Genomic DNA, 15307 nt, shown 5'->3' on the forward strand with positions numbered 1-15307 from the left:
CCGCCGCCGTGCCAACACCCTCGAAAAACCGCGCGTCCTGTCCAAGTCGTCAAAAAGCCTGGGGCCAATCAACCTTGCAGACGCAAAAAAGCCGGGAATTTCCCGGCTGACTCATCATACACCCCTTTTGATTCGGGATGCACCCCACCGGGCGTTTTAGCTGCCCGGTGGGGGTCTTTCCTGTTACGGCTTGCTCTTGTCCAGGAAGCGGAAGAACTCGTTCTTCGGATCCAGGACCAGCACGTCGCTCTTGCTGGCGAAGCTCTCGCGATAAGCCTGCAGGCTGCGGTAGAACACGTAGAAGTCAGCGTCCTGGCCGTAGGCCTTGGCATAGATGGCAGCCGATTGGGCATCGCCATCACCACGGGTTTCTTCAGCTTCACGGTAGGCTTCAGCCAGCAGCACACGGCGCTGACGGTCGGCATCTGCACGAATACCTTCAGCCAGCTCGTTACCCTTGGCACGGTGCTCGCGCGCTTCACGCTCACGCTCGGTGCTCATACGGTCGAACACGCTGCGGTTGACTTCCTTCGGCAGGTCGATGGCCTTGACGCGAACGTCGATGACCTCGATCCCCAGCTCCTTGTTGGCCATGCGGTTCAGCGAAGCGGTGATGTCGGCCATCAGCGCGTCACGTTCACCGGAAACCACCTCATGCAGGGTGCGCTTACCGAACTGGTCACGCAGGCCGCTTTCCAGACGACGCGACAGGCGCTCGTCGGCGATCTGTTTCATGCCCGAGGTCGCGGTGTAGAAACGCTCGGCGTCCTTCACGCGCCATTTGGCGTAGGCATCGACCATCACAGCTTTCTTCTCCAGCGTGAGGAAACGCTGGGTCGGGGCGTCGAGGGTCATCAGACGGGCGTCGAACTTGCGCACCTGGTTGACGTACGGAACCTTCACATGCAGGCCCGGCTGGACATCCGCCTGGACCACACGGCCGAACTGCAGCAATACCGCCCGCTCGGTCTGCGACACGATGTAGAAGCAGTTCCAGGCGACGATCGCCAGCACCACGGCGGCAATCAGGGCGAACAGCGATTTATTGCTCATCAGCGGCTCTCCCTAGTGCGCAGCGGCTGTTGTTGCTGTTGCAGGTCCTGTACAGCGCGGGTGGCAGCGTCGTTGACCGACGGCGACACGCTGCTGGACGGCGCTGCAGTGTTGCGGCTGCCTTCGACCATCTTGTCCAGTGGCAGGTAGAGCAGGTTGTTCTGCCCGTCCTTGGTGGCCACCATGACCTTGCTGGTGTTGCTGTACACCTCCTGCATGGTCTCCAGGTACAGACGCTGACGAGTGACGTCCGGCGCCTTGCGGTACTCGGCGACCAGCTTGGTGAAGCGATCCGCCTCACCCTTGGCGCGGGCGATCACTTCATCGCGGTAGCCGTTGGCATCCTCGATGATGCGCTGCGCCTGACCACGGGCCTCAGGCACCACGCCATTGGCGTAGGACTCGGCCTGGTTGCGCGCACGCTGCTCGTCCTCACGGGCGCGGATCACGTCGTCGAAGGCTTCCTGCACTTCACGCGGGGCTGCCGCGCTCTGTACGTTGACCTGGGTGACGGTGATACCGGTGCGGTAGGTGTCGAGGAAGCGCTGCAGGCGTTCGCGGATATCCACGGCCATCTGCTCACGGCCTTCGGTCAGCACCTGGTCCATCGAAGTGGAACCCACGACGTGGCGCAGGGCGCTGTCGGTGGCATGCTGCAGGCTGACTTCCGGCTGGTCGACGTTGAGCACGAAGTCCTGCAGGTTGCTGATCTTGTACTGCACGGTCAGCGGCACCTCGACGATGTTCTCGTCTTCAGTGAGCATCTGGCCCTGCTTGGTGTACGCACGCTCACGCGTGACGTTTTCCATGTACTTGCGGTCGATCGGCGGGAAGTAGATGTTCAGGCCCGGCCCCACGGTCTCGTAGTACTTGCCGAAGCGCAGCACCACGGCCTGCTCCTGCTCGTCGACCACGTAGACGGCGCTGTACAGCCAGATGGCCGCCAGTACTGCCAGGCCAATGCCCAGCAAGCCGTAGCCGCCACCCTTGCCGATGTTGCGGTCACCACCGCCACCGCGTTTCTTGCTGCCGCCGAACATGCCGTTCAGGCTGTCCTGCAGCTTGCGGAAGGCCTCGTCGAGATCCGGTGGTCCCTTCTTGTCGCCACCACCACCGCCACCACGGCGGCCGCCCCAGGGATCCTGATTGTTCGAGTTGCCACCCGGCTCGTTCCAAGCCATAGCGCTCTCCATCTGATAAAGCAAAGACGCGCCCACGGCGCGCCGTCCAATGCTACAGAATGCCTGTCACGGCTGCCCGGCGACCTCGACGGGCATTTATTGCAAAGTGTGTTGCTCGATGAACACCTCAGGCTCCAGGCCTGCGCGGCTGACCAGGCGATTGAGCTCTACCCGGGGCAGACGCACGCTCAGCAAGCTGCTGCCCTGTTCATCATGTTCTTCGCCTTGCACTGCCCCCAGTTCGAAGAATTGCGCGCGCAAGCGTGCAAGTCGCTGTTCCAGGCGCAGGGTTCCGACAAACAGATCATCCCCCAGCAATTCGGCTATCGCCTGCCCCACAAGCTCAAGACCGCGCCCGTCGCGGGCCGAAACCCATACCCGCTCCGGCTTGCCGTCGGCATCGCGCTGGATCTGCGGCTCGACATCTTCGAGCAGGTCGAGTTTGTTATAGACCTCGAGGATCGGCAAGCCTTCGGCACCGATCTCGCCCAGCACGGCGAGCACCTGCTCGATCTGCTCCATGCGCTCGGGTTCGTGCGCATCGATCACATGCAGCAGCAGGTCGGAGTTGCTCGACTCTTCGAGCGTAGCCCGAAAAGCCTCGACCAGCTTGTGCGGCAGGTGGCGAATGAAACCCACGGTGTCGGCCAGCACGATCGGCCCCAGGTCATCCAGTTCGAGCCTGCGCAATGTAGGGTCGAGTGTGGCGAACAACTGGTCGGCCGCGTAGACCTCCGATTGCGTCAGGGCGTTGAACAGCGTGGACTTGCCGGCGTTGGTATAGCCCACCAGCGACACCGAGGGGATGTCCGCGCGCTTGCGCCCGCGTCGGGCCTGCTCGCGCTGGCTGCGCACCTTCTCCAGACGCGCCTTGATCTGACGCAGGCGCACCCGCAGCAGGCGGCGGTCGGTTTCAAGCTGGGTTTCACCCGGGCCGCGCAGGCCGATACCACCCTTCTGCCGCTCAAGGTGGGTCCAGCCACGCACCAGCCGCGTGCTCATGTGCTCGAGCTGGGCCAATTCGACCTGCAGCTTGCCTTCGTGAGTACGTGCTCGTTGGGCGAAGATATCGAGAATCAGGCCGGTACGGTCAAGCACGCGGCACTCGAAGACGCGTTCGAGGTTGCGCTCCTGACTGGGCGTGAGGGTGTGATTGAAAATCACCAGGTCGGCTTCTTCGGCCTTGACCAGGTCGCGCAGTTCCTCGACCTTGCCGCTGCCGATCAGAAACTTGGCTGTGGGCTGGTGCCGGGCAACCGTAGCCAGGTGGACGATGTCCGCTCCGGCCGACAGTGCCAGCTCCTGAAACTCCTGCGGGTCTTCGCGCGCCTCAGGGTTCTGACCTTCCAAGTGAACGAGCAACGCCCGTTCACCACCACCGTGGCGCTCAAAGAACAATGCAGGCTCCTATCAGGCGTTGCCTGGCTCGCTGTCGCCGTGGTCGGAATCGGAAGGGCTTGGCAGACGAACCGGACGGGCAGGTACGACAGTGGAAATCGCGTGCTTGTAGACCATCTGGCTGACGGTGTTCTTCAGCAGCACGACGAACTGGTCGAAGGACTCGATCTGGCCTTGCAGCTTGATGCCGTTGACCAGGTAGATCGAAACCGGGACCTTTTCTTTTCTCAAGGTGTTCAAGTAAGGGTCTTGTAGCGAATGCCCTTTTGACATATGCCGCACTCCTGTAAGGATCAATAGTAAAAAACTGAAAAAATTCGTTCATTAAGGCCGTCAGTCGCAAGAATAGACGGCAATTGCAGGGACTCAGCTCAATATGGAGACCGATTCCAGGTATTTCAAGGTGCGGGACAGATTGTCGCAGGCCAGACTGTCCAGCCAATGTACGTCGGACCAGCTACGCAACCAGGTGAACTGCCGCTTGGCCAGCTGGCGGGTGGCGATGATACCGCGTTCGCGCATCTGCTCGGCTGTCAGTTTGCTGTCCAGATAGTCCCATACCTGCCTGTACCCCACTGCCCGTATAGACGGCAGCCCGACATGCAAGTCACTTCTGGCCCGCAGCTCTCGGACCTCGTCGACGAAGCCCTGTTCCAGCATCTGCGAAAATCGTAGCGCAATTCGCTCATGCAAAATGTGACGATCTGTAGGCGCAATCGCCAGACTGGCGACAGTATAGGGCAAATGCCCGCCCGCGCCTGCGTCTGAACCGCGGCTTTCGGCTGATTGACGCTCGCGGTGGGCAGTCATGTTCTGGCCGCTCACCCGGTACACCTCCAGCGCACGGATCAGCCGCTGCGGATCGTTCGGATGAATGCGCGCCGCCGATACCGGGTCGATCTCGGCCAACTGCCGGTGCAGTTCACCCAGGCCCAGCTCGCGGGCCTGGGCCTCGAGTTCGGCACGAACCTCGGCATCAGCGGGCGGCATGTCGGCCAGGCCGTCCACCAGCGCCTTGTAGTACAGCATGGTGCCGCCGACCAGCAGCGGGATCTTGCCGCGCGCAGTGATCTCGGTCATGGCCTGCAGCGCATCGCTGCAGAACTGCGCCGCCGAATAGCTCTCGGCCGGATCGAGGATGTCTACCAGACGGTGCGGATGGGCAGCCAGCACCTCTGGCGAGGGCTTGGCGGTGCCGATGTCCATACCGCGGTAGACCATGGCCGAGTCGACGCTGATCAGCTCGCACGGCAGGCTCTGGGTGAGGGCGATGGCCAGGTCGGTCTTGCCGGCAGCCGTCGGGCCCATGAGAAAAATCGCTGGGGGCTTGCCGCTCATGTCATCGACCGCGCAGGAAAAGTTTGTCCAGATCATCCAGGCCCATCTGGGTCCAGGTCGGTCGGCCATGGTTGCACTGGCCGCTGCGCTCGGTGTTTTCCATGTCACGCAGCAAGGCGTTCATCTCGGGGATCGCCAGGCGTCGGTTGGCGCGCACCGCACCGTGGCAGGCCATGGTGCCGAGCAGCTCGTTGATGTGCGCCTGTATGCGGTCGCTGGTGCCGTACTCCATGAGATCGGCGAGCACATCCTGCACCAGGCGGTTGGCCTCGGCCTGCTTGAGCAGCGCGGGAATCTGGCGGATCGCCAGGGTTTCCGGGCCCAGGCGCTGCAGCTCGAAGCCCAGGCGCTGGAAGGTCTGGGCATGCTCCTCGGCGCAGTCAGCCTCACGCTGGCTCACCGCCAGCGATTCGGGCACCAGCAACGGCTGGCCGCTCAACCCTTCGCTGGCCATCGCCAGCTTCAGGCGCTCGTACATGATCCGTTCGTGGGCGGCATGCATGTCTACCAGCACCAGGCCCACGGCGTTCTCGGCGAGGATGTAGATGCCCTTGAGCTGAGCCAGGGCATAGCCCAGCGGCGGAATGTCACCCTGGCTTTGCGGCAGCGCCACAGCTGGCTGGGCGCTGTTCTCCAGCGGGGCGAAGTACTCGCGATAGACCGCTTGCGCCTCGGCTGCCGGCACCGGCTGCGACGGGCGCGGCGTGTATTGGTACTGGTAGCCTGCACCGGCGCCACCGCTGGAGAACGACGGCTGCGGTTGCGCCTGGGGCTGCTCGAGCACCGAGGCGGCCAGGCGCATCTCGCCCTGGGGGCCGAACTCGCCGGCCTGCAGGCCGCTGGGACGCACGATTTCAGTGGTCGCCGCCGGCGCCGCGAGCTGGTCCTCAGGGCGCACATCGGCCAGTGCACGGTGCAAGGTGCCGTACAGGAAGTCGTGGACCATGCGCCCTTCACGAAAGCGCACTTCGTGCTTGGTCGGGTGCACGTTGACATCGACACCGGTGGGGTCGAGTTCCAGGAACAGCACGAAGGTCGGATGCCGCCCGTTGAACAGCACGTCGCGGTAGGCCTGGCGCACCGCGTGGGCGACCAGCTTGTCGCGCACCGCGCGGCCATTGACGAAGAAGTACTGCAGGTCCGCCTGGCTACGCGAGAAGGTCGGCAAACCGACCCAGCCCCACAGGCGCAGGCCATTGCGCTCGACCTCGATCGGCAGCGCCTGCTCGAGGAAGCCGGGCCCGCAGATCGCCCCGACCCGCCGCGCACGCGACAGTTCGTCGGGCGCCTCGTGCAGGCTGAGGATGCTCTTGCCGTTGTGACGCAGGTGGAAGCCGACATCGAAACGCGCCAGCGCCAGGCGCCTGATCACTTCCTGCAGATGATCGAATTCGGTTTTTTCGGCCTTGAGGAACTTGCGCCGGGCCGGAGTGTTGAAGAACAGGTCGCGCACTTCGACGGAAGTGCCGACCGGGTGCGCCGCCGGCTGCACCCGCGGGAGCATGTCACGGCCCTCGGTCTCGACCTGCCAGGCTTCGCTGGCATTGGCGGTACGCGAGGTCAGGGTCAGGCGTGCTACCGAACTGATCGAAGCCAGCGCCTCGCCGCGAAAGCCCAGGCTGAGCACGCCCTCAAGGTCTTCCAGCTCGCGGATCTTGCTGGTCGCGTGGCGCGCCAGCGCCAGAGGCAGGTCGTCCGGGGCGATGCCACTACCATCGTCACGTACGCGCAGCAGCTTCACGCCGCCCTGTTCGACATCCACGTCGATGCGCCGGGCACCGGAATCCAGGCTGTTCTCCAGCAGCTCCTTGGCCACCGACGCAGGGCGTTCGACCACCTCGCCGGCGGCGATCTGGTTGGCCAGCCGCGGGCTGAGCAGCTGGATTCGCGAACCACCACTCATTGCTGGGACGCCAGGGTAGTGGCCGGGATGTCGAGGTGCTGACCCACCTTGAGCTCATCGCTCTTGAGGTTGTTGGTGCTGCGCAGGCTGGCCACGCTGACCTGGTAACGCACGGCGATCATCGCCAGCGTCTCGCCCGGGCGCACGCTGTGTTCACGTGGGCCTTGGGCGATCTTGCCGGAATCGCGCAACCAGGCGATGTAGGTGCCTGGTGGCGGGTTCTGCTGGAAGAACTGGCGCACACCGGTATGAATCGAGCGGGCCAGCGCCTGCTGGTGGCTCTTGGTTGCCAGCTTGTTGGCTTCGTTGGCGTTGGAGATGAACCCGGTTTCGACCAGGATCGACGGGATGTCCGGCGACTTCAACACCATGAACCCGGCCTGTTCCACGCGCTGCTTGTGCAGCGGCGTGATGCGGCCCATGTTGCCCAGCACTTTCTGGCCCACGTTGAGGCTGGAGCTGAGCGTGGCCGTCATCGACAGGTCGAGCAGCACGCCGGCGAGCATGCGGTCCTTGTCATCGAGGCTGACGTTGCCGGCGCCGCCGATAAGGTCGGAGCGGTTCTCGCTGTCGGCCAGCCAGCGCGCGGTCTCGGAGGTGGCGCCACGGTCGGACAGGGCAAACACCGACGCACCAAAGGCCGCTTTCGACGGCGCGGCGTCGGCGTGGATGGAGATGAACAGGTCAGCGCCCTTCTTGCGGGCAATCTCGGTGCGCTTGCGCAGCGGAATGAAGTAATCGCCGGTACGGGTCAGCTCGGCACGATAACCTTTCTCGGTGTTGATCTGGCGCTGAAGCTCGCGGGCGATGTCGAGCACGATGTCTTTCTCGTGCTGGCCGCGCGAGCCGGAAGCGCCGGGGTCTTCCCCGCCGTGGCCAGCATCGATGGCGACCACGATGTCACGCTTGCCGTTGGGCACCGGCGGCAGCTTGATCGCCGGTTGCGCCGGTGTCACTGGCACCGCAGGCGTGGTGGCCGGTGCCTGGGTGACCGGCGGCGGCGTGGGATTGCTGGCGGCAACCGCATCGGCTTCCTGGTCGTACAGGTCGACCACCAGGCGATTGCCGTACTGGGCGTTGGGCGCAAGCGTGAAGCTTTTGGGCGTGACCGCCTTTTTCAGGTCGACCACCACGCGCAGGTCGGTGGCGGTACGCTGGGCCGAGCGCACGCTGGTGATAGGCGTGTTCGAGGTGGAGACATTCAATGGCGAGGCGAGCGTCGCACCATTGATGTCGATGACCAGGCGATCAGGCGCGCTGAGCGTGAAGACGCTGTGCTGCACGGGGCCGGACAGGTCGAAGACCAGGCGCGTGTTGTCCGGCGCGCGCCACAGGCGCATGCTCTTGACTTGTGTGACGGCCAGAGCGTCAACGGTCACCGCTGTCAGCAGCAGTCCAACGACGGCGACCAGTGCGCGAATGCGCAGCATACCTTTCCCCACTTACTATTTGTTTTCGGCAGCCAGAGCGGCACACCAGGCTTCGCCGCGAGCCCCCTGCGGCGACAGGTTCAGCGAGCGGCCGCCCGCCTGGGGGCTTATGGTAATGGTCAGGTCGGGCTTTGGCAAAACGCCCTCGCCCTTCTGCGGCCATTCGAAAAGACACAGCGGATCGCCTTCGAAATAGTCGCGAATCCCCATGAACTCTAGCTCTTCCGGGTCGACCAGGCGGTAAAGATCGAAATGGAAGGCGCGGATGTCGCCTATTTCATAAGGTTCCACCACAGTGAAGGTCGGACTTTTCACTGCGCCAGTGTGACCCAATCCACGAATCAGACCACGCGACAAGGTGGTCTTGCCGGCGCCCAGGTCGCCTTCCAGAAAGATCACGCCATGGCCGCCGGTGACCTTGGCGAGTGTCGCGCCGAACGCGACGGTGGCCGGCTCGTCGGCCAGAAACAGGGTTATGCCTGACACGCTGAATGCTCCTCCAACAATTCTCGAATGACCGGAACCAGATCGCTGGCCGCCAGACCTCTGCCCTGCGCGCCCAGACGTTCGCCAGCGCAGGCGTGCAACCACACGCCCAGGCCCGCCGCCTGCCAGGCGTCCAGGCCCTGGGCCAGCAACGCGGCCAGCACGCCGGTCAGCACATCGCCCAGGCCGGCACCGGCCATGGCCGGGTGCCCTCGCTCGCACAGCCGCAACTGGCCGTCCGGGTTGGCGACCAGGGTCCCGGCGCCCTTGAGCACGCAGACACTGTCATAGCGACGCGCCAGTTTACGCGCAGCCCCAGGCCGATCGGCCTGTACGGCCTCGGTGGAAACGCCCAGCAAACGCGCAGCCTCTCCAGGATGCGGGGTCAGGATGCTGCCGCTCGGCAAGGCCAGGGGCGTGCGCGCCAGCAGGTTGAGCGCATCGGCGTCCCAGACCTGCGGCAGGTGCGCATTGGCAACAGCCGAAAGCAGGCTGCGGCCCCAGGCAGCCTGGCCAAGACCAGGCCCCACCACCAGCACCGAGGCGCGCTCCAGCACCGCCATCAACTGGTTGGCCGAACTGACGCCCAGGCACATGGTTTCCGGCAGGCGGCTGAGGCTCGCGGACACATGTTCGGGGCGTGTCGCCAGGCTGACCAGCCCCGCGCCACAGCGCAGGGCGGCTTCGGCACTGAGCAGCACGGCGCCGCCGGTCCCCAGGTCGCCGCCGACCACCAGCACATGGCCAAAATCGCCCTTGTGGGCAGTCGCCGGCCGCGCAGGCAGGTGCGCGACGGTCACGCTGCTGAGCGTTTGCGGGGTGTTGGTGGGGTGTTTGGTCTGAGGCATGGGGTCAAAGGCTCCGATGTCTGGCAGAATTATACGCACCTGAGCCTGCAATGCCTTGTCCATCCATGTCCGCCTCCTCTCTAGACCTTCAAGCACTGGCCCAATCGATCAAGGATTGGGGCCGCAAACTCGGTTTTGCCCACGTGGGCATCGCCGATGTAGAGCTTGGCGAGCATGAACAGCACCTGCAGCGCTGGCTGGAGGCCGGCCATCACGGCGAGATGGACTATATGGCAGCGCACGGCACGAAACGTTCGCGCCCCGCCGAACTGATTCCCGGCACCTTGCGGGTGGTTTCGCTGCGCATGGACTACCTGCCCGGCGATACGCTGATGGCCCAACGCCTGGCTCAGCCGGAAAAAGCCTACATCTCCCGCTACGCGCTGGGCCGCGACTATCACAAGCTGGTGCGCAAGCGCGTGCAGCACCTGGCTGACCGCATCCACGAAGCCATCGGCCCCTTCGGCTACCGTGCCTTCGTCGACAGCGCCCCGGTACTGGAAAAAGCCATCGCCCAACAGGCCGGGCTCGGCTGGATCGGCAAGAACACCCTGTTGCTCAACCGTAAAGCGGGCAGCTACTTCTTCCTGGCCGAGCTGTTCGTCGATCTGCCTGTGCCCGCCGACGAAGCCCAGACCAGCGAGCACTGCGGACGCTGCCAGGCGTGCCTGGACATCTGCCCCACCGCAGCCTTCGTCGGCCCCTACCAGCTCGATGCGCGGCGCTGCATCTCGTACCTGACCATCGAGCTCAAGGACGCGATCCCCGTGGAGCTGCGTCCATTGATCGGCAACCGGGTGTTCGGTTGCGACGATTGCCAGATCGTCTGCCCCTGGAACCGCTTCGCCAAATCGACTGGCGAGGACGACTTCAAGCCGCGTCACGGACTGGACAATGTCGAGTTGGCGGCACTGTTCCTGTGGGACGAAAAGACCTTTCTCAGCCGCACCGAAGGCTCGCCGCTGCGTCGTGCCGGTTACGAGCGCTGGCTGCGCAACCTGGCGGTTGGGCTGGGCAATGCACCTTCGACGATTGCCGTGCTCGAGGCGCTGAAAGCGCGGCGCGAGCATCCTTCGGCATTGGTCAGGGAGCATGTGGAGTGGGCGTTGGCGCGGCACGAGGCGGCGAGCTGACAGGCACAGTGCGACCTTTTCGCGGGCGGCACCTCTTGCAGGAGACTGTCTTGCTCAAATCTAAAGGCCAGCCAGTCCCTGGGGGAGCGGGCTTGCCCGCGAAAAGGCCGCAGTCGATCCCGAAGATTCAATGCTCGTCGTTGTAGTGGAACTTGGGCATTTCCCAGTGGAAGCGGATCGCCAGCAACCGCAGCAGGAAGCCGCCAAACAGGGTCAACAGCATCGCCTGCTCGGCTGGCACCTTGAAGTACACGCAGCCCAGATAGAACCAGGCCGCTGCGAACGACACGCTGGCATACAGCTCGCGCCGGAACACCAAGGGAATATCGTTGCAGAAGATGTCGCGCAGGATCCCGCCGAACACGCCAGTGATCACGCCGCTGATCGACGCCACCAGCATCCCCTGCCCCATTTCCAGCGCCGTCATGCAGCCGATCAAGGTGAAGGCCACCAACCCAAGGGCGTCAAGCACCAGGAACAACGAGCGCAGGTGACGCATCAGCGGCGCGATGAAGATCGTCAGCAATGCGGCGAAACTGGTCAGCACCAGGTATTCGGGGTGCTTCACCCAGGTCAGCGGGTAGTGCCCAAGCAGAACGTCGCGCACTGAGCCGCCACCCAGGGCGGTGATGCAGGCGATCAGTACCACGCCGAACCAGTCCATGCCGCGCCGACCGGCGGACAAGGCGCCTGTCATGGCTTCGGCGGTGATGGCGATGAGGTAGAGCATCAACAGCATGGCGCAGATCCGTGCGAGAAAAGGCGCGCAGTCTACTCACTCGCGCGGGGCACCAAAAGGGGGCGCATGTACGCCCCTTGATTCATCAGACCTTGATGAAATGTTCGCGGTAGTGACGCAGCTCGGCGATCGACTCGCGGATGTCATCCAGTGCCAGGTGCGTGCTGCCTTTCTTGAAGCTGTCGCGCACGTCGGGTGCCCAGCGTGCAGCGAGCTCCTTGAGGGTGGAGACATCGAGGTTGCGGTAGTGGAAGTAGCCTTCCAGCGCGCGCATGTGGCGGTAGAGGAAGCGGCGATCCTGGCAGATGCTGTTGCCGCAGATCGGTGACTTGCCCTTGGGTACCCACTGCTCGAGGAAGGCGATGGTCTGTGCTTCGGCTTCGGCCATGTCGATACGGCTTTCGCGCACGCGCTGGGTCAGGCCCGAGGCGCCATGGGTGCGGGTGTTCCACTCGTCCATGCGCGCCAGTACTTCGTCACTGTGGTGAATGGCGATAACCGGGCCCTCGGCCAGGGTGTTCAGTTCACTGTCGGTGACGATGGTGGCCATCTCGATGATGACGTCGTTGTCCGGATCCAGGCCGGTCATCTCCAGATCGATCCAGATCAGGTTCTGTGGGTTGTGCATGAATGAGCTCCTCGAATAGGCCGACATATTAGCCTAGTGGAGCGTGCTAAACTGCCTGCCGTTTTCTTTTGCCCCGCCAACACGGAACCTTCATGGCCAAACGCCAGCTCAACCGCCGCCAGAACTGGCGCATCGAAAAGATCCAGGGTGAACGCGCCGCCCGCGCCGCCAAACGCGAGCAGCACGCCCTGCAGGAGCTCGAAGGCGGCGACCTGGGGCCTGAACAACTGGGCCTGGTGATCGCCCACTTCGGCGTCACGGTCGAGGTCGAGGCCCAGGACGGCGACGTCGCAGGCCAGGTGTTCCGCTGCCACTTGCGCGCCAACCTGCCAGCGTTGGTCACAGGTGACAAGGTGGTCTGGCGGGCCGGCAACCAGGGCAACGGCGTGATCGTCGCGCAGATGCCGCGCAGCACCGAGCTGTGTCGGCCGAACAACCACGGGCAACTCAAGCCGGTGGCGGCCAACGTCGACCTGATCGTGATCGTCTTCGCCCCGGCACCCGAGCCCCAGGCCAATCTCATCGACCGCTACCTGGTCGCCGCCGAGCACGCCGGCATCCGCCCGCTGCTGCTGCTGAACAAGGCCGACCTGATCAACGACGACAACGCAGCGACGCTCAATGCGTTGCTGGCAGTGTACCGCGATCTCGGTTACCCGCTGCTCGAAGTGTCCGCACACCACGGCGATGGCATGCAGCGCCTGCAGCAGACGCTGGACGAGCACATCAGCGTGTTCGTCGGGCAATCGGGCGTGGGCAAGTCGTCGCTGGTCAACAGCCTGCTGCCGCAGGCACAGACGCGGGTTGGCGATCTGTCGGAGTGGTCGGGCCAGGGCACCCACACCACCACTACCGCACGGCTCTACCACTTCCCCAACGGGGGCGACCTGATCGACTCACCCGGTATCCGCGAGTTTGGTTTGGCGCATGTCAGCCGGGACGATGTGGAAGCAGGCTTCATCGAATTCCGCGAACTGCTCGGCAACTGCCGCTTCCGCGACTGCAAGCACGACCGCGAGCCGGGGTGTGCGCTGCTCAAAGGGCTGGAGGAAGGGCGTATCTCGGCGCAGCGGATGCACAGCTACCGCTCGATCGTGGCTAGCCTGACGCAAGACACCTACTGAAGATGCAGGAGCGGCATTGCGCCGCTCTTGCCGATTACGTGCTCAGTTTTCCTTGGGCTCGTCCATCTTCAGCACGCCATCCTCGAAGATGTTCAGCTTCTGACGCAATTCACGCGGCTGCATCGGCGCCGCGCCATCGGCCGGCGCGGCGGAGGCACCAGGTGCTCCTGGCGCCGCATCGGCAGGCGGGGTCGGATTGGCCGGTGCTTCAGGTGCGCCCTGCTCGCCCTCGATATCCCGCTGGGCTTTCTTGGTCAGCACGATGATGTCGATCCGGCGGTTGACCGGATTGAACGGGTTCTCGCGGTCGAACAGCGACGAGGAGGCGTAACCCACCACCCTTGCGACCTGCCCATCCGGATAACCACCCGCCACCAGCGCACGTCGCGCGGCGTTGGCACGGTTGGCCGACAGCTCCCAGTTGCCGAAATCACCGGTGCCGGCATAAGGCTTGGCATCGGTATGGCCGCTGACGCTGATCTTGTTCGGCACAGCCTTGATGGTGTCGGCCATCGCCAGCAGGATGTCTTCGAAGTAGGGCTTCAGGCGCGCACTGCCGAGGTCGAACATCGGTCGGTTCTCGGCGTCCATGATCTGGATGCGCAGGCCGTCCTGGGTGATCTCGAACAGGATCTGGTCCTTGAACTTCTGCAGTTGCGGATTTTCCTCGACCTTGTTCTGCAGCTCCTGCAGCAGCAGTTGCAGACGCTCCTGCTCGACCTGCTCGGCCATGGTCTCGATCCGGTCTTTGTCCATCTGCACGCTGGTGTCAGGCGTCGGCTCGGACTTCTCTTCCGGGTTGATGGTCTTTTCCGGTGCCAGCTGCGGCGAGCCGCCCAGGTCGATGACGTAGGGCGTACCGCTTTCGGAGAAGCCGATCGGGTCCTTGAAGTAGCCGGCGATGGCGATCTTCTGCTCCGGAGTAGCCGTGGACAGCAACCACAGCACCAGGAAGAACGCCATCATCGCCGTGGCGAAGTCGGCGAAGGCGATCTTCCAGGAACCGCCATGGTGGCCGTCGCCGTAGCGCTTGACGCGCTTGACGATGATGGGCTGATTGTTCTCCATGACTTAGCGACCGCGAACCGCTTGTTCCAGTTCGGCAAAGCTCGGTCGGTGCGCCGGGTACAGCACCTTGCGCCCGAACTCGACAGCCAGCGACGGCGGCATGCCGGACGCCGAGGCCACCAGCGAAGCCTTGATCGCCTCGTAGACGTTCAGTTCTTCCTTGGCATCGTGGCGCAGGCAGTTGGCCAGCGGGCCGAAGAAGCCGTAGGCGGCGAGAATACCGAAGAAGGTGCCGACCAGCGCTGCACCGACGTGCAGGCCGATGGACTTCTGGTCGCCATCGCCCAGCGAGGCCATGGTCACCACGATACCCAGTACCGCAGCGACGATACCGAAGCCGGGCATGGCGTCGGCGACACTGGTCACTGCATGGGACGGGTGCTCGAGGTCTTCCTTCATGCTCAGCAGCTCCATGTCGAACAGGCCTTCGAGCTCATGGGGCGCCATGTTGCCGGTCGACATGATGCGCAGGTAGTCGCAGACGAACGCGGTCATCCGCGCATCGCCCATGACCGCAGGGTACTTGGCGAAGATCGGGCTGGCCGCGGGATCCTCGATGTCACCCTCGATGGCCATCATGCCCTCGCGGCGACTCTTGTTGAGAATCTCGTAGATCAGGCCCAGCACTTCCAGGTAGAACGTATGGGTGAAGCGGCTGCCGAACATCTTCAGCGACTTCTTCATGACGTGCATGGTCATGTAGCCAGGGTTGGCCTGGAGAAACGCGCCAAAAGCCGCACCGCCGATGATCAGCACTTCGAACGGCTGGATCAGCGCCGCGATCTTGCCGTGGGAGAGCACGTATCCGCCGAGCACACTCGCGAATACGACGATGATGCCGATAATTTTAGCCATAGATTGAAAGCACTTGCTGTCGTGGTCAGGGTCAGGGGCGGAAGCTTGGAAACTCTTCTTCTCCTTATCGGCAGAACTGCGCCAGACTATAGCCACTCAATGCGAAAAGCCAGTTTGGACTGA

Annotated in this window: 15 protein-coding genes; 2 read left to right on the top strand and 13 right to left on the bottom strand. The window is 63.9% G+C overall.

What is annotated here, in order from left to right:
• Window positions 1-183: 183 nt before the first annotated feature.
• The 9 genes from hflC to ACPZMI_RS15255 form a co-directional block, all read right to left on the bottom strand.
• Entirely contained in the window at window positions 184-1053 is an 870-nt protein-coding gene (gene hflC, locus ACPZMI_RS15215; protein ID WP_054893186.1) for a protease modulator HflC, read from the bottom strand.
• Complete coding sequence (gene hflK, locus ACPZMI_RS15220) at window positions 1053-2234, bottom strand: FtsH protease activity modulator HflK (RefSeq protein WP_063546405.1); 1182 nt, start codon at window positions 2232-2234, stop codon at window positions 1053-1055. Before hflK ends, hflC begins: the two co-directional genes overlap by 1 nt.
• Window positions 2235-2330: 96 nt before the next feature.
• A complete protein-coding gene (gene hflX, locus ACPZMI_RS15225; protein ID WP_151926062.1) occupies window positions 2331-3632 on the bottom strand; it encodes a ribosome rescue GTPase HflX in 1302 nt (433 codons plus the stop codon).
• 12 nt (window positions 3633-3644) lie between these two features.
• Complete coding sequence (gene hfq / locus ACPZMI_RS15230) at window positions 3645-3905, bottom strand: RNA chaperone Hfq (protein WP_023533024.1); 261 nt, start codon at window positions 3903-3905, stop codon at window positions 3645-3647.
• Window positions 3906-3998: 93 nt separating this feature from the next.
• On the bottom strand, window positions 3999-4970 hold the full coding sequence (gene miaA, locus ACPZMI_RS15235) for a tRNA (adenosine(37)-N6)-dimethylallyltransferase MiaA (RefSeq protein WP_186665923.1): 972 nt from the start codon (window positions 4968-4970) through the stop codon (window positions 3999-4001).
• Between the two features lies 1 nt (window position 4971).
• Complete coding sequence (mutL, locus tag ACPZMI_RS15240; RefSeq protein ID WP_186709706.1) at window positions 4972-6873, bottom strand: DNA mismatch repair endonuclease MutL; 1902 nt, start codon at window positions 6871-6873, stop codon at window positions 4972-4974.
• Window positions 6870-8315: an N-acetylmuramoyl-L-alanine amidase gene (locus tag ACPZMI_RS15245; RefSeq protein ID WP_288374136.1), complete on the bottom strand. Its 1446-nt coding sequence runs from the start codon at window positions 8313-8315 to the stop codon at window positions 6870-6872. The genes mutL and ACPZMI_RS15245 overlap by 4 nt, the downstream gene beginning before the upstream one ends.
• Window positions 8316-8318: 3 nt before the next feature.
• On the bottom strand, window positions 8319-8789 hold the full coding sequence (tsaE, locus tag ACPZMI_RS15250) for a tRNA (adenosine(37)-N6)-threonylcarbamoyltransferase complex ATPase subunit type 1 TsaE (protein ID WP_186665919.1): 471 nt from the start codon (window positions 8787-8789) through the stop codon (window positions 8319-8321).
• Window positions 8777-9637 carry an NAD(P)H-hydrate dehydratase gene (locus ACPZMI_RS15255; protein ID WP_186709715.1) on the bottom strand — a complete coding sequence of 287 codons (861 nt, stop codon included), beginning with the start codon at window positions 9635-9637 and terminating at the stop codon, window positions 8777-8779. Before ACPZMI_RS15255 ends, tsaE begins: the two co-directional genes overlap by 13 nt.
• A 65-nt stretch (window positions 9638-9702) precedes the next feature.
• Here ACPZMI_RS15255 and queG point away from each other — a divergent pair, with 65 nt between their 5' ends.
• Window positions 9703-10770 carry a tRNA epoxyqueuosine(34) reductase QueG gene (queG, locus tag ACPZMI_RS15260; protein ID WP_426352572.1) on the top strand — a complete coding sequence of 356 codons (1068 nt, stop codon included), beginning with the start codon at window positions 9703-9705 and terminating at the stop codon, window positions 10768-10770.
• A 127-nt stretch (window positions 10771-10897) separates the two neighbouring features.
• Here the strand turns inward: queG and ACPZMI_RS15265 are convergent, their stop codons facing one another.
• Both ACPZMI_RS15265 and orn read right to left on the bottom strand, forming a co-directional pair.
• The gene (locus tag ACPZMI_RS15265; protein WP_054893179.1) at window positions 10898-11509 is read right to left on the bottom strand and encodes a trimeric intracellular cation channel family protein; all 612 of its coding nucleotides are present in this window, start codon (window positions 11507-11509) and stop codon (window positions 10898-10900) included.
• A gap of 85 nt (window positions 11510-11594) precedes the next feature.
• Entirely contained in the window at window positions 11595-12137 is a 543-nt protein-coding gene (orn, locus tag ACPZMI_RS15270; protein ID WP_054893178.1) for an oligoribonuclease, read from the bottom strand.
• 92 nt (window positions 12138-12229) lie between these two features.
• Here orn and rsgA point away from each other — a divergent pair, with 92 nt between their 5' ends.
• Window positions 12230-13261, top strand: a complete 1032-nt coding sequence (gene rsgA, locus ACPZMI_RS15275) for a small ribosomal subunit biogenesis GTPase RsgA (RefSeq protein WP_186665913.1) — start codon at window positions 12230-12232, stop codon at window positions 13259-13261.
• A 42-nt stretch (window positions 13262-13303) separates the two neighbouring features.
• On the opposite strand, the gene motB is transcribed toward rsgA, so the two are convergent.
• On the bottom strand, window positions 13304-14329 hold the full coding sequence (motB, locus tag ACPZMI_RS15280; RefSeq protein WP_186665912.1) for a flagellar motor protein MotB: 1026 nt from the start codon (window positions 14327-14329) through the stop codon (window positions 13304-13306).
• A gap of 3 nt (window positions 14330-14332) precedes the next feature.
• A complete protein-coding gene (gene motA, locus ACPZMI_RS15285; RefSeq protein ID WP_151926055.1) occupies window positions 14333-15184 on the bottom strand; it encodes a flagellar motor stator protein MotA in 852 nt (283 codons plus the stop codon).
• Between the last annotated feature and the right edge of the window lie 123 nt (window positions 15185-15307).

Source organism: Pseudomonas wayambapalatensis (assembly GCF_049942315.1).
Lineage (GTDB): Bacteria > Pseudomonadota > Gammaproteobacteria > Pseudomonadales > Pseudomonadaceae > Aquipseudomonas > Aquipseudomonas wayambapalatensis.

Bases quoted from the DNA above. Each gene is read 5' to 3' on its own strand.
- miaA (WP_186665923.1), bottom strand. From the start codon at position 4,970: ATGAGCGGCAAGCCCCCAGCGATTTTTCTCATGGGCCCGACGGCTGCC.
- hflK (WP_063546405.1), bottom strand. From the start codon at position 2,234: ATGGCTTGGAACGAGCCGGGTGGCAACTCGAACAATCAGGATCCCTGG.
- rsgA (WP_186665913.1), top strand. From the start codon at position 12,230: ATGGCCAAACGCCAGCTCAACCGCCGCCAGAACTGGCGCATCGAAAAG.
- ACPZMI_RS15255 (WP_186709715.1), bottom strand. From the start codon at position 9,637: ATGCCTCAGACCAAACACCCCACCAACACCCCGCAAACGCTCAGCAGC.
- mutL (WP_186709706.1), bottom strand. From the start codon at position 6,873: ATGAGTGGTGGTTCGCGAATCCAGCTGCTCAGCCCGCGGCTGGCCAAC.
- orn (WP_054893178.1), bottom strand. From the start codon at position 12,137: ATGCACAACCCACAGAACCTGATCTGGATCGATCTGGAGATGACCGGC.
- motA (WP_151926055.1), bottom strand. From the start codon at position 15,184: ATGGCTAAAATTATCGGCATCATCGTCGTATTCGCGAGTGTGCTCGGC.
- motB (WP_186665912.1), bottom strand. From the start codon at position 14,329: ATGGAGAACAATCAGCCCATCATCGTCAAGCGCGTCAAGCGCTACGGC.
- queG (WP_426352572.1), top strand. From the start codon at position 9,703: ATGTCCGCCTCCTCTCTAGACCTTCAAGCACTGGCCCAATCGATCAAG.
- hflC (WP_054893186.1), bottom strand. From the start codon at position 1,053: ATGAGCAATAAATCGCTGTTCGCCCTGATTGCCGCCGTGGTGCTGGCG.
- ACPZMI_RS15265 (WP_054893179.1), bottom strand. From the start codon at position 11,509: ATGCTGTTGATGCTCTACCTCATCGCCATCACCGCCGAAGCCATGACA.
- hfq (WP_023533024.1), bottom strand. From the start codon at position 3,905: ATGTCAAAAGGGCATTCGCTACAAGACCCTTACTTGAACACCTTGAGA.